We start from the raw sequence: 20,838 nt of genomic DNA, 5'->3' as shown, positions 1-20,838 counted from the left end.
AGTTGGTCTATGAATCTCGACCCGAACACCCCCGTCGTCGTCGGTGTGGGGCAGGCCGCCGAACGCATCGACGACCCGAACTACCGGGGGATGTCGCCGGTCGAGCTGGCCGCCGCCGCGGCCCGGGCCGCCGTCGGCGACTGTGGTGTCGAGGACGCCGCGTCGGCCATCGACACCGTGGCCGGCGTCCGGCAGTTCGAGATCTCCGGTGTGATCAACGCCCCGCTGGGGCGGTCGAACAACTACCCGCGATCCGTGGCCAACCGCATTGGTGCGGCGCCCGCTCGCGCCATCCTCGAAATCGTCGGCGGACAGGGGCCGCAGCACCTGATCAGCGAGCTGGCGGGAGAGATCGCCGCGGGCCGCTCCCAGGTCGCGATGGTGTTCGGTTCGGATGCCACCTCGACGCTGCGCTACTTCGCGAAAGCCGAAGCCAAGCCCGACTTCAGCGAGACGGTCGACGGGGACTTGGAAGACCGGGGCCAGGGCATCGAGAAGCTTGTCTCGCGCTACACCGTCATGCACGGGCTGACCAGCGCGCCGATCCAGTACGCGCTGCTGGAAAACGCCCGGCGGGCCGGGACCGGCCTGGGGCCGGCGGAATACCGGCGGCGGATGGGCGAGCTGTTCGCGCCGTTCACCAAGATCGCCGCCAGCAATCCGTTCGCCGCCGCGCCGGTGGAGCGTTCGGTCGACGAACTGATCACCGTGACCGACCGCAACCGGATGATCGCGGAGCCGTACCCGCGGCTGATGGTCGCCCGCGACCAGGTGAATCAGGGCGCGGCCGCGCTGCTGATGTCGGTTGACGCGGCGCGTCGCCTCGGGGTGCCCGAGGAGAACTGGGTGTACCTGCACGGCCACGCCGACATCGAGGAACAGGCGCTGCTCGAGCGGCCCGATCTCGGGCATGCGCCGTCGCACGTGCTGGCGGTGGGTGAGGCGCTGGCGATCGCCGGCATCGGCATCGACGACGTCGCCGCCTTCGATCTGTACAGCTGCTTTCCGGTGCCGGTGTTCAACATCTGCGACGGCATGGGCATCGCGCCCGACGATCCGCGCGGCCTGACGCTGACCGGCGGGCTGCCGTTCTTCGGCGGCGCGGGCAACAACTATTCGATGCACGCCGTCGCCGAGACCGTCGCGCAAATGCGAAGGGTTCCAGGGGAATTCGGCCTGGTGGGCGCCAACGGCGGCATCCTGAGCAAGTACTCGGTCGGCGTGTACTCCACCATTCCGGCGGAGTGGAAGCCTGACCGCAGCGCGCAGGTGCAGGCTCAGGTCGCCGACTGGCCGACCTTGTCGGTCACCGAGCAGGCCGACGGCGTCGGCGCCGTCGAGACCTACACGGTGCGCCGCGACGATGGCCGCCCGACCGGGATCATCGTCGGCCGGCTCGACGACGGCAGCCGGTTCCTGTCCACCACCGAGGACGACGACTTGCTCGCGCTGCTGATCGACGGCGACCCACTCGGGCACTCGGTGCGGGTGCGCTCCTTCGACTACGGCAACCGCTGCACGCTGGCCTGACAGCCGGGTCGCGGTACGAAGGGTTCTCAGACGAGGGCGGCCAGCTTGCCCGCCAGCCGCTCGACGTAGGCGGCGATCTCGTCCTCGGGGCGGTCGGGGAGCCCGAACAGCACCTCGGTGACCCCCAGCTCGGCCCATTTGGCGAGCTTCTCGGGGATCGGCTTGAAGTCCAGCGCGACGATCTGCGGGGCGCCGTCGCGGCCGGCGGCCGCCCAGGTGTCCTGCAGCAACTTCACCGGCTCGTCGATGTCGAAGTCGCGCGGGGTGGTGATCCAGCCGTCGGCGCTGCGGGCGATCCACTTGAAGTTCTTCTCGTTACCGGCAGCGCCGACCAGCACGGGAATGTGTGGCTGCACGGGCTTGGGCCACGCCCAGCTCGGCCCGAACTTGACGAACTCGCCGTCGTAGGCCGCTTCCTCCTTGGTCCACAGCTCCCGCATGGCTTCGATGTATTCGCGCAGCATGGTGCGGCGCCTCGCGGGCGGCACGCCGTGATCGGCGAGCTCGTCGGTGTTCCACCCGAACCCGACGCCGAGGCTGACGCGTCCGCCGGACAAATGGTCGAGGGTGGCAATGCTTTTCGCCAGCGTGATGGGGTCGTGTTCGACGGGCAGCGCCACCGCGGTGGACAGCCGCACCCGCGACGTGACGGCGCACGCCGCGCCCAGGCTTACCCATGGGTCTAGCGTCCGCATGTAGCGGTCGTCGGGCAGCGAGGCGTCGCCCGTCGTCGGGTGCGCCGCCTCGCGCTTGATCGGGATGTGGGTGTGTTCCGGCACGTAAAAGGTCGTGAAGCCGTGTTCGTCGGCAAGCTTCGCGGCCGATGCCGGAGAGATGCCGCGGTCGCTGGTAAAAAGCACAAGCCCGTAATCCATGGAGAGAATTAGAACGTGTTCTACCTGCGCTGAGCAAGCCGCCGTCGTGGCGGCACGGATCGGCGTCCAAGCCGGTGGCCACGGCACCGGCGTTCCGAAGTGCGCTAGCGTGGTTGATCGATCGCGTCGCAACGCAACCGCCGGGCACGGCGTTTTATGGAACGGCGCGCCCGCAAGCACAGCGTCGCGACGCAACTGTGGCGCCCGCAAAGGCACTTCAAGGCACTGGAAGCAACAGGAGGAGCCATGACCTACTCGCCCGGTAGCCCCGGATATCAGCCCGCATCGCCCGGGGGCTCCTACTCAGGTGCCACGCCGTCGTTCACCAAGGACGACGACGGCACGACGAAGCTCCCGCTTTACCTGAACATCGCGGTGGTCGTGCTCGGCCTGGCGGTATATCTGCTGAACTTCGGGCCGACGTTCACCATCGGCTCCGAGCTCGGCCCGGGCGTCGGCGGACGCGCCGGTGACGCGGGTACGGCGGTCATCGTCGCGGTGCTGGCCGCGCTGCTCGCGGGGCTGAGCCTGCTGCCCAAGGCCAAGACCTACGCCGGAGTCGTCGCGGTCATCGCGGTCCTCGGTGCGCTGCTGGCCGTCACCGAGACGATCAACCTGCCGGCCGGCGTCGCGATCGGCTGGGCGATGTGGCCCCTGGTCGCGTGCAGCGTGCTCCAGGCGATCGCCGCCGTCGTCGTCGTCCTGCTGGAGGCGGGCGTCATCACGGCGCCTGCGCCGCGGCCCAAGTACGACCCCTACGCCCAGTACGGCCAATACGGCCAGTACGGGCAGTACGGCCAGCAGCCCTACTACGGTCAGCCTGGCCAGCAGCAGCCGCAGCACCCCGGGTACGGGTCGCAGTACGGCGGCTACCCCGCCAGCCAGGCCCCGACCCAAAGCGCGGTTCCGACCGGCGGTTTCGGTGCCCAGCCGCAGTCCGGGCCCCAAGCGACCGCGCAACAAGGACCGTCCACGCCGCCCACCGGATTCCCCAGCTTCAGCCCGCCGCCCGCGGCCGGCTCGGGGTCCGAGGGTTCGGCGCCCAACTACTCCAGCCAGGGCGGGGGCCAGCAGCCGTACGGCCAGGAGCAGCAGCCGCCCTCGTCGCCGTCTGGTCCCGCGCCCTCCTAACCGTGCGCCCTCGCGCCTAGTCGGGACGTACGCCGAAGAGTGAAAAGGGTGTCGGAAGGCGCGGACAACCGGCCAGCGGGCGCTCGCCAGGCGCGTGACCTCGTCCGTGTGGCGTTCGGTCCGGCGGTGGTGGCGTTGGTCATCATCGCCGCGGTCACGTTGCTGCAGTTGTTGATCGCCAACAGCGACATGACCGGCGCGCTGGGCGCGATCGCCAGCATGTGGCTGGGCGTGCACCAGGTGCCGATCTCGATCGGCGGCCGCGAACTGGGCGTGATGCCGCTGCTGCCGGTGCTGCTCATGATCTGGGCGACCGCGCGCAGCACGGCGCGGGCGACCTCTCCGTATTCCTCGTGGTTGGTCGTCCGCTGGGTGGTCGCGTCGGCGGTGGGCGGTCCCTTGCTGATTGCGGCGATCGCCCTGGCCGTCATCCACGACGCGTCGTCGGTGATCACCGAGCTGCAGACGCCCAGCGCCCTGCGCGCGTTCACCAGCGTGCTCGTCGTGCATGCGCTCGGCGCCGCGATCGGTGTGTGGTCCCGGGTGGGGCGACGGGCGTTGGCGGCCTCGTCCCTGCCGTTTTGGCTCGGTGATGCCCTGCGCGCGGCGTCGGCCGGTGTGCTGGCGTTGCTCGGGCTTTCGGGCTTGGTCACGGCGGCGTCGCTGGTGGTGCATTGGGCGACGATGCAAGATCTCTACGGGATCACCGATTCGATATTCGGGCAGTTCAGCCTTACGGTGCTGTCGATGTTGTACGCGCCCAACGTCATCGTCGGCACCTCGGCGATGGCGGTAGGGTCCAGCGCCCACCTCGGCTTCGCGACGTTCAGTTCGTTCACCGTCTTCGGCGGCGACATTCCGGCGCTGCCGATCCTGGCCGCCGCGCCCCACCCGCCGCTGGGGCCGGTGTGGGTCGCCCTGCTCATCATCGGCGCGGCGTCCGGGGTGGCGGTCGGGCAGCAGTGCGCTCGGCGGGCGCTCCCGCTGATTCCGGCGACGGCCAAGCTTCTCGTCGCCTCCGTCGCGGGGGCGTTGGCGATGTCCCTGCTCGCATACGGCGGCAGCGGCCGGCTGGGAAACTTTGGCGATGTCGGCGTCGACCAGAGCGCCTCACTCATCGGGGTGTTCTTCTGGTTCTCGGTTGTCGGCGGGATCACCCTGGTGATGAGCGGCGGCGTCCGGGCCCGGCCCCGGCGGCCCAAGCCCGCGCCCGCCGCGCCCGAACAACCGGCGGACTTCGCCGGGGCCTTCGACGAGGCGGACGACGAACCGCCGCCGGATCTCGCCGATCCCGAGGAGTTCGCCGCGCACGACGCGCTGGTCGGCGACGACGCCGAGGCGGTGGGCGACGACACCTTGCCGCCCCCCGACGAAGGGCAGCCGACCGCGCCCGACCGCGAGCCCGACGAGTAGCTCCCACTAGGCTCTCTGCTTGTGGCCGAACCGCTCCATGTGCCCCCGAGCGCGCCGGCGCGGGTGGTGGTATTGGCATCGGGCACCGGATCGCTGCTGAGCTCCATGCTCGACGCCGCCGTCGGCGACTACCCCGCCCGCGTGGTCGCGGTCGGTGCCGATCGCGAGTGCCTGGCCACCGAGATCGCCGCGAGGGCGTCGCTGCCGACGTTCACCGCCCGGCTCGGCGATCACCCCGACCGCGCCGCGTGGGATGCGGCCGTCACCGAAGCCACCGCCGCGCACTCGCCCGATCTGGTGGTGTCGGCGGGTTTCATGAAAATACTTGGGCCCCAGTTTCTCTCGCGCTTCTACGGCCGGATCATCAATACTCATCCGGCTTTATTGCCGGCGTTTCCGGGCGCGCACGGCGTGGCCGATGCGTTGGCCTACGGCGTCAAGGTCACAGGTTGTACCGTGCACCTGGTGGACGCCGGGACGGACACCGGGCCGATCCTGGCGCAGCAATCCGTGCCGGTGCTCGACGGCGACAGCGAAGAGACCCTGCATGAACGCATCAAGGTCACCGAACGGAAGCTCCTGGTGGACGTGGTGGCCGAGATCGCGACCGGCGGCCTGACCCTGGTCGGAAGAACAGCGACGATCGGACGAAAGGCGACCAACCGATGAGCACCGACGAATGGCCGGAGACGGCGAAAAGACCGATCCGCCGCGCGTTGATCAGCGTCTACGACAAGACCGGGCTCGTCGAACTCGCCCGGGGGCTGGCGGACGCGGGCGTCGAGATCGTCTCGACCGGGTCGACGGCGAAGACCATTGCCGAAAAAGGGATTCCGGTCACGCGGGTCGAGGAGTTGACCGGCTTTCCCGAGGTGCTCGACGGACGGGTCAAGACGCTGCACCCGCGGGTGCATGCCGGCCTGCTGGCCGATCTCCGCAAACCCGAGCACGCCGCGGCGCTCGAGGAACTTGGCGTTGCGGCGTTCGAACTCGTCGTGGTCAACCTCTACCCGTTCAGCGAGACCGTCGACTCCGGCGCCAGCATCGACGAATGCGTCGAGCAGATCGACATCGGTGGGCCCTCGATGGTCCGCGCGGCCGCGAAAAACCATCCCAGCGTGGCGGTGATCACCGACCCACGCGGCTATGACGGCGTGCTCGCCGCGGTGCGGCACGGCGGCTTTACCCTCGCCGAGCGCAAAAAGCTGGCCGCGCTGGCGTTTCAGCACACCGCCGAATACGACATCGCCGTCGCGGGCTGGATGGAGTCGACGCTGGCGCCCGAGCACCCGCCGACGGCGTTCCCCAAGTGGCTGGGGCGCAGTTGGAACCGCTCGACGATGCTGCGCTATGGCGAGAACCCGCACCAGCAGGCGGCGCTCTACAGCGACCCCACCGCCTGGCCGGGACTGGCGCAAGCCGAGCAGCTGCACGGAAAAGAGATGTCGTACAACAACTTCACCGACGCGGATGCGGCCTGGCGGGCCGCCTTCGACCACGAACAGACGTGCGTCGCAATCATCAAGCACGCCAACCCATGTGGGATCGCCATCTCGTCGGAATCGGTGGCCGACGCGCACCGCAAGGCCCACGAATGTGATCCGCTGAGCGCCTTCGGCGGCGTCATCGCGGCCAACACCGAAGTCAGTCTCGAGATGGCCGAGTATGTGAGCACCATCTTCACCGAGGTCATCATCGCGCCGGCGTACGCGCCGGAGGCATTGAAAGCCTTGACGCGCAAGAAGAACATCCGGGTGCTGGTGGCCTCCGAACCGCTGACCGGCGGCACCGAGCTCCGGCCGATCAGCGGTGGCCTGCTGGTGCAGCAACGTGACGAGCTCGACGCGCACGGTGACAACCCGGCGAATTGGACGCTGGCGACGGGATCACCCGCCGACCCGGCCACGCTGACCGACCTGGTCTTCGCGTGGCGGGCTTGCCGGGCGGTCAAGTCGAACGCCATCGTGATCGCCGCCGGCGGCGCGACCATCGGCGTCGGCATGGGACAGGTGAACCGGGTGGACGCCGCTCGGCTCGCCGTCGAGCGCGGCGGTGACCGAGTCCGCGGTGCGGTCGCCGCATCGGATGCGTTCTTTCCGTTCCCCGACGGACTCGAGACGCTGACCGCCGCCGGGGTGAAAGCGATCGTGCACCCCGGTGGGTCGGTGCGTGACGACGAGGTGACCGCGGCGGCGGCCAGCGCCGGCGTCACGTTGTACCTCACCGGCGCCCGCCACTTCGCGCACTGAACGCTCAGCGCGTGGGGCCATTGGCCAACGCGTAGCGTGGAGTGGTGCCATCACCCAGCAATCTGCCCCGCACCGTCGGCGAACTGCGTGCCGCCGGCCATCGTGAACGGGGAGTCAAACAGGAAATCCGGGAAAACCTGCTGACCGCGTTGGCGGAGGGCGATGAGGTCTGGCCGGGAATTCTGGGCTTTGAGGACACCGTCCTGCCCCAACTGGAGCGGGCGCTCATCGCCGGGCACGACTTCGTCCTGCTCGGCGAACGTGGCCAGGGCAAGACCCGGCTCCTGCGCGCGCTGACCGGGCTGCTTGACGAGTGGACGCCGGTGATCGCCGGGGCAGAACTGGGCGAGCATCCCTATTCGCCGATCACGCCGGAGTCGATCCGCAAGGCCGCCACCCTGGGCGACGACCTGCCGATCGAGTGGAAGCACCGCAGCGAGCGCTACACCGAGAAGCTGGCAACCCCCGACACCAGCGTCGCGGACCTCGTTGGTGACATCGACCCGATCAAGGTTGCGGAGGGCCGCAGCCTCGGGGATCCGGAAACCATCGCCTACGGCCTGATCCCCCGCGCACACCGCGGCATCGTCGCGGTCAACGAGCTTCCCGACCTCGCCGAGCGCATCCAGGTGTCGATGCTCAACGTGATGGAGGAGCGCGACATTCAGGTCCGTGGCTACACGCTGCGGCTGCCGCTGGACGTGTTGGTGGTCGCGAGCGCCAACCCGGAGGACTACACCAACCGCGGCCGCATCATCACCCCGCTCAAGGACCGGTTCGGTGCGGAGATCCGCACCCACTACCCGCTGGAGCTCGAGGCGGAGGTGGGCGTGATCTTGCAGGAGGCGCACCTGTCCGCGCAGGTGCCCGACTACCTGATGCAGGTGATCGCCCGGTTCGCCCGGTACCTGCGGGAGTCCAACTCCGTCGACCAACGCTCCGGGGTGTCTGCGCGGTTCGCGATCGCCGCGGCCGAAACCGTGGCGGCGGCCGCCCGGCACCGCGGCGCGATGCTGGGGGAGACCGATCCGGTGGCCCGGGTGGTCGACCTGGGCACGGTGATCGACGTCCTGCGCGGCAAGCTGGAATTCGAGTCCGGTGAGGAAGGCCGCGAGCAGGCCGTCCTCGAACACCTGCTGCGCCGCGCGACGGCCGACACCGCGTCGCGGGTGCTCGGCGGCATCGACGTCGGGTCGTTGGTGTCGGCGGTCGAGGGCGGCTCCGCGGTCACGACCGGTGAGCGGGTTTCGGCCAAGGACGTGCTGGCCGCGGTTCCGGCCCTGCCGGTGGTGGAGAAAATCGCCGCCAAGGTCAACGCCCAGTCGGAGGGCGAGCGCGCCGCCGCGCTCGAACTCGCGCTGGAGGCCTTGTACCTGGCCAAGCGGATCGACAAGGTATCCGGAGAGGGCCAAACCGTCTATGGCTAGAGGCCATTCGTCGCGATACTCGGCGTACACCGGCGGGCCGGACCCGCTGGCCCCGCCGGTGGATTTGCGCGAGGCCCTCGAGCAGATCGGGCAGGACGTCATGGCCGGCACGTCGCCGCGCCGCGCGCTGTCCGAGTTGCTGCGCCGCGGCACCAAGAACATGCCCGGGGCCGACCGGCTGGCGGCGGAGGCGAACCGTCGCCGACGGGAACTGTTGCGCCGCAACAATTTAGACGGCACGCTGCAGGAGATCAAGAAGCTGCTCGACGAGGCGGTGCTGGCCGAACGCAAAGAACTGGCCCGCGCGCTCGACGACGACGCCCGCTTCGGCGAATTGCAGCTCGACGCCCTGCCGGCCTCGCCGGCCAAGGCCGTTCAGGAACTCTCCGACTACAACTGGCGCAGCAACGAGGCCCGCGAGAAGTACGACCAGATCAAGGATCTGCTCGGCCGCGAGATGCTGGATCAGCGGTTCGCCGGCATGAAGGAGGCCCTGCAGGGCGCCACCGACGAGGACCGCCAGCGCGTCAACGACATGCTGAACGACCTCAACGAGCTGCTGGACAAGCATGCCCGCGGTGAGGACAGCCAGCAGGACTTCCAAGGCTTCATGGACAAGCACGGCGAGTTCTTCCCGGAGAACCCGCGCAACGTCGACGAGTTGCTGGATTCCTTGGCCAAGCGCGCCGCCGCCGCGCAACGGTTCCGCAACAGCCTGAGCCCGGACCAGCGGGCCGAGTTGGATGCCTTGGCGCAGCAGGCATTCGGGTCTCCTTCGCTGATGCAGGCGCTGAATCGGCTGGACGCGCACCTGCAGGCCGCCCGGCCGGGGGAGGACTGGAGCGGGTCCGAACAGTTCTCCGGCGACAACCCGTTTGGGATGGGCGAGGGCACCCAGGCGCTGGCCGACGTCGCCGAGCTCGAGCAGCTGGCCGAGCAGCTCTCGCAAAGCTATCCGGGCGCCACCATGGACGACGTCGATCTTGACGCGCTGGCACGCCAACTCGGCGACCAGGCCGCCGTCGACGCCCGCACGCTCACCGAATTGGAGCGCGCACTGGTCAATCAGGGCTTTCTGGACCGGGGTTCCGACGGACAGTGGCGCCTCTCGCCCAAGGCGATGCGCAGGCTCGGCGAGACGGCGCTGCGCGATGTGGCGCAACAACTTTCCGGCCGACGCGGCGAGCGGGACCATCGGCGCGCGGGCGCGGCCGGCGAACTCACCGGCGCCACCCGGCCCTGGCAGTTCGGCGACACCGAACCGTGGCACATTTCCCGCACGCTGACCAATGCCGTACTGCGGCAGGCGGGAACGGCCGCGCCGGACGGCGCGGTCGGACAGCTGAAGATCACCGTCGACGACGTCGAGGTCTCCGAGACCGAGACGCGCACGCAGGCGGCGGTGGCGCTGCTGGTCGACACCTCGTTCTCCATGGTCATGGAGAACCGTTGGCTGCCGATGAAGCAGACGGCGCTGGCCCTCAACCATCTCGTGTGCACCCGGTTTCGCTCGGATGCCTTGCAAATCATCGCGTTTGGCCGCTACGCCCGAACGGTGACCGCGGCCGAGCTCACCGGTCTCGAGGGCGTCTACGAGCAGGGCACCAACCTGCATCACGCCCTGGCGCTGGCCGGCCGGCACCTCCGGCGGCATCCTAACGCGCAGCCCGTCGTCCTGGTGGTGACCGACGGGGAGCCCACCGCTCACCTGGAGGATTTCGAAGGTGACGGTACCACTGTGTTTTTCGACTACCCGCCGCATCCTCGGACCATCGCGCACACCGTGCGCGGGTTCGACGACATGGCTCGCCTGGGCGCGCAGATCACCATCTTCCGGCTGGGCAGCGACCCCGGCCTGGCCCGGTTCATCGACCAGGTCGCGCGGCGTGTCGAGGGGCGCGTGGTGGTGCCCGACCTCGACGGCCTGGGCGCGGCCGTGGTGGGCGACTACCTCCGGTCCCGCCGCCGCTAAGCCGCCAACGGACCCCCAACGGATAGGTGCTCACTCGACCGGGTACACGGAGCGAGAAGGAGGAGACGCATGAGCAAGATTCCAACGATCGAACTCAACGATGGTGTCGGCATTCCGCAGCTGGGCTTCGGCGTGTTTCAGATCAAGCCCGACGAGACCGCTGCGGCGGTCAAGACGGCGCTCGAGATCGGTTACCGGCATATCGACACCGCCGAGATGTACGGCAACGAAAAGGAAGTCGGGCAAGGCATCCGCGACGCCGGTCTCGACCGCGGCGACGTGTTCGTCACCAGCAAGCTCAACAACGGCTTTCACAAACCCGACGACGCGCGCCGTGCCTTCGACCGAACCCTGAAGGCGCTGGACTCCGACTACGTCGACCTGTTCCTCATTCACTGGCCGCTGCCCACCCGCTACGACGGCGACTTCGTCTCGACCTGGAAGGTGTTCGAAGAGTTCGCTCGCGACGGGCGCGCGCGCAGCATCGGCGTCTCGAATTTCCAAGTCGCACACCTGGAGCGGCTCGCCACCGAAACCGACACCGTGCCGTCGGTCAACCAGATCGAGCTCCATCCGTACTTCGGGAACACAGAGGTCCGCGCGTATGGGCGCGAGCATGGCATCGCCACCGAGGCGTGGGCACCGATCGCGCAGGGCAAGGTGCTCGATGATCCGGTGATCAACCGCATCGCCGAGGCGCGGGGCAAGTCGGCGGCGCAGGTGGTGCTGCGCTGGCACATTCAGCGCGGCGACATCGTCTTCCCCAAGTCGGTGACCCCGGAACGGGTCAAGGAGAACTTCCAGCTCTTCGACTTCGAGTTGGATGATTCCGACATGGACGCGATCTCAGCCCTGGACAAAGGTGAAGCAGGCAGGAACGGGCCCAACCCCGATAAGTTCGACTACGTGCCCGGCTGACGCTAGCCGCGAGGCCTGCGGGCCTTGCGAATGATGCCGACGGCACCCCACAGGGAGAAGCCGCGAATGTTCACCTTCGGTGCGCCGGGGGTGCCCTGGCCGAGGACGCTGCGGTCGAAGTTGCCCATGACGCCGCGGCCGTGAATCTCGACGTTGACTTCGGGCGGCAGCAAAATCTTTGTCGCCCCCATGATCGACATCGCATGGATGTCGACCTCGGTCGAGGTGAAGTCGGCGTAGCGCAGATCCACCACGCCGTTGCCCCACAAGGCGAAGGTGGTCAGCTTCTTCGGCACGTTCCACCGGCCCCGCCGCTCGAACCCGCTCAACAGGGCCAGCAGCAGAGTGGACGGCGCCGGGTTGGGCTTGCCGCCCCGCCGCGGGTTGATCGGCGAACCCGGCAGATCGGCCCGGAGCTGATCCAACTCCTCATAGGTGGTCGCCGCATAGGCCCTGGTCAGCCGGTCTTCGTAGTCTTTCATCTGCAGCCGGCCCTGCTCGGCCGCGTACGCCAGCAACTGCGCGATCTGGATGCGATCGGTGTCGCCCGCGCGCGACGATTCGTCGCGCGTGTCCTTCGCATCGCGTTGCGCGGAGTTGCTCATCACCCACGAGCCTACGACGTCCGGCTATTGCCGCAAGAGGATTGGTCAAACTGCAACCTTGCCCCGCGCCGCCCGGTTCGTCCGGCGGCGCTTGTTTGACACCTGGCTAACTCGTCCAGCTCGGGGCGCGCTTTTGCAGAAACGCCATCATGCCCTCGCGGGCTTCGTCGGAGACGAAAAGCCGGGCCGATTCCTCAGCGAGCCGCTCGGCGTCGCGGTCGAACCCTTCCAGCACCGCCGCGGTGGTCAGCGCCTTGGATGCCGCCAGACCCTCGGGCGAACCGCGGCCCACATCGGCGAGCAGCTTCGCCACCGCGGCGTCGACGTCCTCGGCCGCCATCGTGATCAGCCCGATGTCCGCCGCCACGCCGGCGTCGAATGTCTCGCCGGTCAGGTAGTAGCGCGCCGCGGCCCGCGGCGACAATTTCGGCAGCAGCGTCAGCGAGATGATCGCCGGGGCGACGCCGATCCGGGCCTCGGTCAGGGCGAAGGTGCTGCGGGGGCCCGCGACGGCGATGTCGCAGGCACCGACCAAGCCGAACCCACCCGCGCGGACATGCCCGTCGATGGCGGCGATCACCGGCAGCGGCGAGGAGACGATGGCCCGCAGCAGCACGGTCATTTCCCGGGCACGCGCCACCGCCATGTCGAAGGGGTCGCCCCCGGCGGCCTCGCTCAAATCGGCACCTGCGCAGAAGGTGCCGCCGGTGTGACCGAGCACCACCGCTCGCACCGCCGGATCCGCCCGCGCATCGCGCAGGCCCTGGTGCAGCTGGGTGACCAGCGCGGTCGAGAGCGCGTTGCGGTTGTGGGGCGAGTTCAGCGTCAGCCACGTGAACGGGCCGCCGGTATCGGCAGGCCCTGCGTATTCGACCAGCGTTTCCATCAGTAGCTTCGGGGCAGGCCCAGCGACGTCTGCGCCACGAAGTTGAGCACCATTTCCCGGCTCACCGGGGCGATCCGGCCGAGCCTGGCCGAGGCGAGCATGGCGGCGACACCGTACTCCTTGGTCAACCCGTTGCCGCCCATCGACTGCACCGCCTGGTCGACCGAACGGGTAGCCGCCTCGGCCGCAGCGTATTTGGCCATGTTGGCGGCCTCGGCCGCGCCCGCGTCATCGCCGCTGTCGTAGAGTGCGGCGGCCTTCTGCATCATCAGCTTGGCCAGTTGCACCTCGATGTGGCACTGCGCCAGCGGGTGCGAGAGTCCTTGGTGCGCGCCGATCGGCGTACCCCACACCTGGCGGGTCTTGACGTAATCGGCGGCCCTGTCGAGGGCGAAGCGTCCCATCCCGACCGAGCTGGCGGCGCCCATGATTCGCTCGGGGTTCAGGCCGGCGAAGAGCTGCGCGATCGCCGCGTCCTCGGAACCGACCAGCGCGTCGGCCGGCAGCCGGACGTCGTCGAGGAAAACCTGGAACTGCCGCTCGGGGCTGACTAGCTCCATTTCGATTAATGTGTAGGAGAATCCGGGGGCATCGGTGGGCACCACAAACAGTGCCGGCCGCAGCTTGCCGGTCTTAGCCTCCTCGGTGCGGCCGACCACCAGGACGGCCTGCGCCTGGTCGATACCGGAGATGTAGACCTTCTGGCCCTTGAGGATCCAGTCGCTACCATCGCGCCGGGCGGTGGTGGTGATCTTGTGCGAGTTGGAGCCGGCGTCCGGCTCGGTGATCGCGAAGGCCATGGTCAGGGTTCCGTCGGCAATCCCGGGAATCCAGCGCTTCTTCTGCTCTTCGGTGCCGAACTTGCTGATGATGGTGCCGTTGATCGCCGGCGACACGACCATCAGCAGCAACGCGCTGCCCGCCGCCGCCATTTCCTCCATCACCAGGGACAGCTCGTACATGCCGGCGCCGCCACCGCCGTACTCCTCGGGCAGGTTCACCCCGAGGAAGCCGAGCTTGCCCGCCTCCGACCACAATTCGTCGGTGTGCTCGTGCGCGCGTGCCTTCTTGAGGTAGTACTCGCTGCCGTAGTTGGCGGCCCACGCGGCGACCGACTTACGCAGGGCCTGCCGCTCCTCGCTCTCGATGAAGCTGGTGTCGGTCATTTACGAATCTCCTTCTGCTTGGGGCGATTCCACTCGTGCCAGGACGGCGCCCACCTCGACTTGCTGACCGGTACCGACGTTGAGCTCGGCGAGCACTCCGTCGGAGGGTGCGGTGATGGTGTGTTCCATCTTCATCGCCTCCAGCCAGATCAGTGGCTGCCCGGCGGTAACGGTGTCGCCGACCGCGGCGGCGAGGCGGATGACGTTGCCGGGCATGGGCGCTACCAGGGAGCCCTTTTCGACCGTAGAGCCCGGCTCCGGGAAGCGCGGCAGCGCGACCAGGTGAACGGGGCCGCGGGCCGAGTCGACGTAGACGTCGTCACCGTACCGCGCGATCGCGAACGTGTGCGCCACCCCGGCGTCCGCGAGAGTGACCTGATCGGCCGTGGCGGAAACCAGCTGCACCCCTGCGTCGTTCGGCAGTGCCAATCCGGTTCTGGTGAACCGGTATTCGATGTTTTGCTCGGTGTCACCGTCGTCACGATAGGCCTTGACCTGGTAGCCAGACGCCAGGTTTCGCCAACCGCTGGGGACGGCTCCGAGGACGGGCGCCGCCGCGCGATTATGGGCCGCCTCGGCCAGCGCGGCGGCGATCGCGGACAGCCGGACGACGGCGGCGTCTGCCAGCGGCGCCGACAATTTGTCCAGGCCGTGCGTGTCGAAAAACGCTGTGTCGGTGGCGCCTTCGAGGAATGCCGGGTGCCGCAGCACGTTGACCAGCAGCTCACGGTTGGTGCGCATGCCGTGCAGGCCGGCGCGGGCCAGCGCGTCGGCGAGTACGAGCGCCGCCTGCCGGCGGGTCGGGGCGTACGAGATGACCTTGGCCAGCATGGGGTCGTAGTGGATCGACACCGTGAAACCGTCGAGGATGCCCGAATCGAGGCGGATTCCGGTCCGGTGGCCGAGTGAGGCGAACTCGGTCCGAACCGCCGGTACGTCGATCCTGTGCATCACGCCGGCCTGGGGCTGCCAGCCGCGTGCCGGGTCCTCGGCGTAGAGCCGGGCCTCGATCGAATGCCCCTGGGCGGCAGGGGGTTCGGCGTCGAGTCGGCCGCCCTCGGCGATCATGAGCTGCAGTTCGACGAGGTCGAGCCCGGTGGTCTCCTCGGTCACCGGATGCTCGACCTGCAGCCGCGTGTTCATCTCCAGGAAGTAGAACTCTCCGTCGTCATCGGCGAGGAACTCCACCGTCCCGGCTCCGGCGTAACCGATGGCGCCCGCCGCCAGCCGCGCCGCTTCGAACAGCTTGGCCCGCATGCCCGGGGTGCGCTCCACCAGCGGCGAGGGGGCCTCCTCGATGACCTTCTGATGCCGGCGCTGAATCGAGCACTCCCGTTCCCCGACGGCCCAAACGGTGCCGTGGGTGTCGGCCATGACCTGAACCTCGATGTGATGCCCGGTGGGCAGGTACCGCTCGCAGAAGACGGTCGGGTCGCCGAACGCTGACTGCGCCTCGCGCCGGGCCGCCTCGACTTCGCCGGCGAGAGAAGACAATTCGCGAACCACCCGCATCCCGCGCCCGCCACCGCCCGCGGAGGCCTTGACCAGGACGGGCAGCTGCGCCTCGGTGACCGCGTCGGGGTCGAGCTCGTCGAGCACCGGAACCCCGGCGGCGGCCATCAGTTTTTTGGCCTCGATCTTGGAGCCCATCGCCCGTACCGCGTCCACCGGTGGCCCGACCCAGGTCAGGCCAGCGCCCTGCACGGCGGCTGCGAAATCGGCGTTCTCCGAGAGGAACCCGTAGCCCGGGTGGACCGCGTCGGCGCCCGCCGCGCGGGCCGCGGCGATGATCGCGTCGGCGTTCAGATAGTCGTTGGTCTTGGGCAGCCGCACCCGCGCGTCGGCCTCGACTACGTGCGGCGCGGCGGCGTCGGGGTCGGTGTAGACGGCGACCGTGCCCAGGCCCAGCCGCCGGCAGGTGGCGAACACCCGCCGGGCGATCTCGCCTCGGTTGGCGACCAGCACTCGAGTGACCATGGGACTCACATCCGGAAGACGCCGAAGTTCGACGTCCCCTCGATCGGGCCATTGGCAATGGCGGACAAACACATTCCCAGCACCGTGCGGGTGTCGCGCGGGTCGATCACCCCGTCGTCGTACAGCATTCCGGACAACACCAGCGGCAACGACTCCGCCTCGATCTGCCCTTCGACGGCCGCGCGCATCGCGGCGTCCGCTTCCTCGTCGACCTGCTGGCCGCGGGCCTCGGCGGCGGCCCGGGCCACGATGGACAAGACGCCCGCAAGCTGGGCGCCCCCCATCACCGCCGATTTGGCGCTGGGCCACGCGAACAGGAACCTCGGGTCGTAGGCCCGGCCGCACATGCCGTAGTGGCCGGCGCCATAGGAGGCGCCGATCAACAGCGAGATGTGCGGGACGGTCGAGTTGGAGACGGCGTTGATCATCATCGACCCGTGCTTGATCATCCCGCCCTCTTCGTAGTCCTTGCCCACCATGTAACCGGTGGTGTTGTGCAGGAACAACAGTGGCGTGTTCGAGCGGTTGGCCAGCTGAATGAACTGGGTGGCCTTCTGCGACTCCTCGCTGAACAGCACCCCGCGCGCGTTGGCGAGGATGCCCAGGGGGTAGCCATGCAGGCGGGCCCATCCCGTCACCAGCGACGAGCCGTACATGGCCTTGAACTCGTCGAATTCCGAGCCATCCACGATGCGGGCGATCACCTCGCGCGGGTCGAACGGGACGCGCAGGTCCGCGGGCACGATGCCGATGAGCTCCTCGGTGTCGAACAGCGGCTCGATCACCGGCCCCGGGGCCGGGCCCTGCTTGACCCAGTTCAGCCGGGCCACGATGCGGCGGCCGATGCGGATCGCGTCGAGCTCGTCGGCGGCGAAGTAGTCGGCCAAACCCGAGATGCGAGCGTGCATTTCGGCACCACCCAGCGACTCGTCGTCGGATTCTTCGCCGGTGGCCATCTTCACCAGCGGGGGACCGGCGAGGAACACCTTCGAACGTTCCTTGATCATCACGACGTGATCGGACATGCCCGGAATGTAGGCGCCGCCGGCGGTGGAGTTGCCGAAAACCAGTGCGATGGTGGGAATCCCGGCCGCGGACAGGCGGGTCAGGTCCCGGAACATCTGCCCGCCGGGAATGAAGATTTCCTTCTGGGTGGGCAGGTCCGCCCCGCCGGATTCCACCAGCGAAATGACGGGCAGTCGGTTCTCGAATGCGATCTGGTTGGCCCGCAGTATCTTTTTCAGGGTCCACGGGTTGCTGGTGCCGCCCTTGACGGTCGGGTCGTTGGCGACGATCAGGCATTCCACACCGGACACCACGCCTATGCCGGTGACCGTGCTGGCTCCGACTGTGAACGCGCTGCCCCACGCCGCTAGCGGGCTGAGCTCCAGGAACGGGGAGTCGGGGTCGACGAGCAGCTCGATGCGTTCCCGCGCGGTCAGCTTACCGCGGGCGTGGTGCCGCTCGACGTACTTGGGGCCCCCGCCCGCAAGCGCTTTGGCGAGTTCGGCGTCGATCTCCTCAAGCCTCGAGGTTGCCGTCGACGACGCGTCGGCGTACGCGGGGGACTTGGGATCGAGCGTGGACTGCAGAGTGGTCACGATTGATACCCCAGGGTCTTAGCTGCAAGTGAGGTCAGGATTTCGGTCGTCCCGCCGCCGATGCCCAGGATCCGCATGTCCCGGTATTGGCGTTCGACTTCGGATTCGGCCATGTAGCCCATGCCGCCGAACAGCTGGACGGCCTGGTTGGCCACCCATTCGCCGGCCTCGACGGCGGTGTTCTTGGCAAAACACACCTCGGCGATCAGGTTGGTCTCGCCGGCCAGCTGACGTTCGACCACGTGGTGAGAGTAGACCCGGGCGACGTCGATGCGCCGGGCCATCTCGGCCAGCGTGTTCTGCACCGATTGCCGCGAGATCAGTGGGCGGCCGAAGGTCTCCCGGTCGCGGCACCACTGCAGCGTCAGGTCCAGGCACCGCTGGGCGCTCGAATACGCCTGCGCGGCAAGGCCGATCCGCTCAGCTACGAATGCCTGCGCGATCTGGGCGAATCCGCTGTTCTCGGCGCCGACCAGGTTGGCCGCCGGCACCCGCGCGTCGACGAAGGACAGCTCGGCGGTGTCCGAGGACCGCCACCCCATCTTGGCCAGCTTGCGGCTCACCTCGAAACCCGGTGTGCCCTTCTCGATCACGAGCAACGAAACACCGGCCGCGCCGGCCCCGCCGGTGCGCACCGCGGTGACCACGTAATCGGCGCGGACGCCCGAGGTGATGTAGGTCTTGGCGCCGTTGACCACGTAATGGTCCCCATCGAGCACCGCCGAGGTTCGTAGGTGCCCGACGTCCGAGCCGCCGCCGGGCTCGGTGATGGCGAGCGCGCCGATCTTGTCGCCCGCCAACGTCGGCCGCACGAACTCCTCGATCAGCCGCTGATCGCCGGAGCCGATCATGTGCGGCACCGCGATGCCGCAAGTGAACAGCGAGGCGAACACCCCGCCCGGAGCGCCGGCCTGATGCACCTCTTCGCAGATGATCACCGCGTCCGCGCCGTCACCCCCGCCGCCACCGACCGCCTCGGGGAAGCCCGCGCCCAGCAGGCCGGCCGCCCCGGCGCGCCGGTGCAAGTCGCGCGGCAACTCGCCGATGCGCTCCCACTCGTCGGCATGGGGCAGGATCTCGCGTTCGGTGAAGGAGCGCACCGTCTTTCGCAACTGTTCGCGCTCCGGCGTCGTCCACAGGTTCATAGCAGCCTTTCAGGAATGTCGACATGCCGGCCGCGCAGCCATTCACCCAGCCCCTTGGCCTGCGGATCGAAACGTGCCTGATACGCAACACCCTGGCCCAGAATGCCGTCGATGACGAAGTTGACCGCGCGCAGGTTCGGCAGCACGTGTCGGGTGACCTCGAACTCCGCCGCTTCGGGCAGCAGCTCCTTGAGCAGCTCGACGGTCAGGGTGTTGGCCAGCCAGCGCCACTGTTCGTCGGTGCGGACCCAGACCCCGACGTTGGCCGAGCCGCCCTTGTCGCCGCTGCGAGCCCCGGCGATGCGGCCCAGCGGCACCCTGTCCACCGGCCCGGCGGGAAGCGGCTCGGGCAACGCCGGGGCATCGGCGGGTGCCAACTCCAAAGTGTCGGTTGCGCAAGGGATATCGGTGCGGGTCCCGTCGGCGTGCACCGCGACGTGCGGCACCTCGTTGGCGTCGACGTAGCCGGCGGTGGACACGCCGTAGACCTGGCCGTCGCCGGGTGGGGCGGTCACGTGAAAACCGGGATAGCTGGCGAGCGCCAATTCGACGGCGGCCGAGGAGAACTGGCGCCCGACGTTCGCGGGATCGGGGTCGCGGACCACGCAGTGCAGTAGCGCGCTGGCGGCTTCCTCGGTGTCGGCGTCGGTGTGGTCGGTGCGGGCGAGCGACCACTGCAGCTCCGCGGGCTTGACGGTCAGCGCGGCCTCGAGCTGCCGGCGCACCAGGCCGGCCTTGGCCTCGATGTCCAGGCCAGTCAGCACGAAGGTCATGGAGTTGCGGAATCCGCCGATGCTGTTCAGCGACACCTTGTAGGTGGGCGGCGGCGGTTCGCCGAGCACGCCGCTGATGCGCACCCGGTCGGGGCCTTCGGCGGACAGCTCGACGGTGTCCATCCGGGCGGTGACGTCGGGGTTGGCGTAGCGCGCGCCGGTGATCTCGTAGAGCAGCTGCGCGGTGACGGTGTCGACGCTGACCAGCCCGCCGGTGCCGGGGTGCTTGGTGATCACCGACGAGCCGTCGGCGTGGACCTCGGCCAGCGGGAAGCCGGCGTGGGTCAGGTCGGGCACATCCGTAAAGAAGGAGTAGTTGCCGCCGGTGGCCTGCACGCCGCACTCGATGACGTGGCCGGCGACCACCGCGCCGGCGAGCCGGTCGTAGTCGGTGCGGCCCCAGCCGAAGTGCGCGGCGGCGGCCCCGACGATCACCGAGGCGTCGGTCACCCGTCCGGTGACGACCACGTCGGCGCCGTCACCCAGGCAGTCGACGATGCCCCAGGCGCCCAGGTAGGCGTTCGCGGTCAGGGGCGTGCCCAGCCCGAGGTCCGCGGCGCGCGCCAGCAGATCGTCGCCTTCGACGTGGGCGACCCGGGCCGGGATACCGAGGCGCTCGGCCAGGGCGCGTATGGCGTCCGCCAGCCCGGCCGGGTTGAGGCCGCCGGCGTTGGCGACGATGCGGACGCCCCGGTCAAGGGCCTCGCCGAGGCAGTCCTCGAGTTGGGTCAGGAACGTCTTGGCGTAGCCGCGCTCGGGGTGCTTCATGCGGTCGCGGCCCAGGATCAGCATCGTCAGTTCGGCCAGGTAGTCGCCGGTGAGATAGTCCACGTCACCGCCGGTGAGCATCTCGCGCATCGCCGACAGCCGGTCGCCGTAGAACCCGGAGCAGTTCGCGATCCGGACAGCGTCGCGGCCAGGAGCAGAGGCCATGCGGTCCTCCAATCTGCGTTTCACCGGTGAGCGCAAACCAACCAACCAACCGGTAGGTTAGCGGGTCGCGCCGGTGTCACGTCAAGGACGCCCACCCGGCCCGCGCGGCGAGACTGCCGCCACGGTCGTTGACACGCCGGGATCACAGCCGTCACGGCAATCTCGGCGCCGGTGGGCGTCGTTTTGGTGCCGGGCAGGCCACCGACTATCCTGATAGCAATCGTCGCACGTTCGGCC

16 protein-coding genes are annotated in these 20,838 nt (G+C 68.9%); 8 read left to right on the top strand and 8 right to left on the bottom strand.

The annotated features are described in order from the left end of the window. Positions 1-9 precede the first annotated feature (9 nt). Positions 10-1,530 carry an acetyl-CoA acetyltransferase gene (locus tag A5773_RS14785; RefSeq protein ID WP_066957482.1) on the top strand — a complete coding sequence of 507 codons (1,521 nt, stop codon included), beginning with the start codon at positions 10-12 and terminating at the stop codon, positions 1,528-1,530. Between the two features lie 26 nt (positions 1,531-1,556). Here A5773_RS14785 and A5773_RS14780 read toward each other — a convergent pair whose 3' ends face one another. Further along, complete coding sequence (locus A5773_RS14780) at positions 1,557-2,405, bottom strand: LLM class F420-dependent oxidoreductase (protein WP_066957480.1); 849 nt, start codon at positions 2,403-2,405, stop codon at positions 1,557-1,559. Between the two features lie 246 nt (positions 2,406-2,651). Here A5773_RS14780 and A5773_RS14775 point away from each other — a divergent pair, with 246 nt between their 5' ends. The 7 genes from A5773_RS14775 (at position 2,652) to A5773_RS14745 (ending at position 11,515) form a co-directional block, all read left to right on the top strand. Next, positions 2,652-3,536: a DUF5336 domain-containing protein gene (locus tag A5773_RS14775; RefSeq protein WP_066957800.1), complete on the top strand. Its 885-nt coding sequence runs from the start codon at positions 2,652-2,654 to the stop codon at positions 3,534-3,536. A gap of 39 nt (positions 3,537-3,575) precedes the next feature. Beyond that, on the top strand, positions 3,576-4,949 hold the full coding sequence (locus A5773_RS14770; protein ID WP_082948240.1) for a DUF6350 family protein: 1,374 nt from the start codon (positions 3,576-3,578) through the stop codon (positions 4,947-4,949). Positions 4,950-4,970: 21 nt separating this feature from the next. Then, a complete protein-coding gene (gene purN, locus A5773_RS14765) occupies positions 4,971-5,618 on the top strand; it encodes a phosphoribosylglycinamide formyltransferase (RefSeq protein ID WP_066957475.1) in 648 nt (215 codons plus the stop codon). Continuing rightward, positions 5,615-7,198, top strand: a complete 1,584-nt coding sequence (purH, locus tag A5773_RS14760) for a bifunctional phosphoribosylaminoimidazolecarboxamide formyltransferase/IMP cyclohydrolase (protein WP_066957474.1) — start codon at positions 5,615-5,617, stop codon at positions 7,196-7,198. The genes purN and purH overlap by 4 nt, the downstream gene beginning before the upstream one ends. A gap of 41 nt (positions 7,199-7,239) precedes the next feature. Further along, the gene (locus tag A5773_RS14755; RefSeq protein WP_066957472.1) at positions 7,240-8,625 is read left to right on the top strand and encodes an ATP-binding protein; all 1,386 of its coding nucleotides are present in this window, start codon (positions 7,240-7,242) and stop codon (positions 8,623-8,625) included. Next, complete coding sequence (locus A5773_RS14750; RefSeq protein WP_066957469.1) at positions 8,618-10,597, top strand: VWA domain-containing protein; 1,980 nt, start codon at positions 8,618-8,620, stop codon at positions 10,595-10,597. The genes A5773_RS14755 and A5773_RS14750 overlap by 8 nt, the downstream gene beginning before the upstream one ends. 69 nt (positions 10,598-10,666) lie before the next feature. Continuing rightward, positions 10,667-11,515 (top strand): aldo/keto reductase, encoded by an 849-nt coding sequence (locus A5773_RS14745; protein WP_067791418.1) that lies wholly within the window; start codon positions 10,667-10,669, stop codon positions 11,513-11,515. Between the two features lie 2 nt (positions 11,516-11,517). On the opposite strand, the gene A5773_RS14740 is transcribed toward A5773_RS14745, so the two are convergent. The 7 genes from A5773_RS14740 to A5773_RS14710 all read right to left on the bottom strand — a co-directional run bounded on the left by A5773_RS14740 (position 11,518) and on the right by A5773_RS14710 (position 20,601). Next, positions 11,518-12,120 carry a DUF1707 domain-containing protein gene (locus A5773_RS14740; RefSeq protein ID WP_066957465.1) on the bottom strand — a complete coding sequence of 201 codons (603 nt, stop codon included), beginning with the start codon at positions 12,118-12,120 and terminating at the stop codon, positions 11,518-11,520. Between the two features lie 106 nt (positions 12,121-12,226). Continuing rightward, on the bottom strand, positions 12,227-13,006 hold the full coding sequence (locus A5773_RS14735) for an enoyl-CoA hydratase family protein (protein ID WP_067791416.1): 780 nt from the start codon (positions 13,004-13,006) through the stop codon (positions 12,227-12,229). Beyond that, positions 13,006-14,172: an acyl-CoA dehydrogenase family protein gene (locus tag A5773_RS14730; RefSeq protein WP_067791413.1), complete on the bottom strand. Its 1,167-nt coding sequence runs from the start codon at positions 14,170-14,172 to the stop codon at positions 13,006-13,008. Before A5773_RS14730 ends, A5773_RS14735 begins: the two co-directional genes overlap by 1 nt. Beyond that, positions 14,173-16,149 carry a biotin carboxylase N-terminal domain-containing protein gene (locus A5773_RS14725; protein ID WP_067791411.1) on the bottom strand — a complete coding sequence of 659 codons (1,977 nt, stop codon included), beginning with the start codon at positions 16,147-16,149 and terminating at the stop codon, positions 14,173-14,175. Positions 16,150-16,154: 5 nt separating this feature from the next. Further along, entirely contained in the window at positions 16,155-17,750 is a 1,596-nt protein-coding gene (locus tag A5773_RS14720) for an acyl-CoA carboxylase subunit beta (protein ID WP_066957458.1), read from the bottom strand. Beyond that, positions 17,747-18,895, bottom strand: a complete 1,149-nt coding sequence (locus A5773_RS14715) for an acyl-CoA dehydrogenase family protein (protein WP_067791410.1) — start codon at positions 18,893-18,895, stop codon at positions 17,747-17,749. The genes A5773_RS14720 and A5773_RS14715 overlap by 4 nt, the downstream gene beginning before the upstream one ends. Then, a complete protein-coding gene (locus A5773_RS14710; protein ID WP_067791408.1) occupies positions 18,892-20,601 on the bottom strand; it encodes an acyclic terpene utilization AtuA family protein in 1,710 nt (569 codons plus the stop codon). The genes A5773_RS14715 and A5773_RS14710 overlap by 4 nt, the downstream gene beginning before the upstream one ends. Positions 20,602-20,838: the final 237 nt, after the last annotated feature.

It is taken from the genome of Mycobacterium sp. 852014-52450_SCH5900713 (assembly GCF_001667075.1).
Taxonomy (GTDB): Bacteria; Actinomycetota; Actinomycetes; order Mycobacteriales; family Mycobacteriaceae; genus Mycobacterium.
This window is presented reverse-complemented; position numbering and strand designations above follow the sequence as displayed.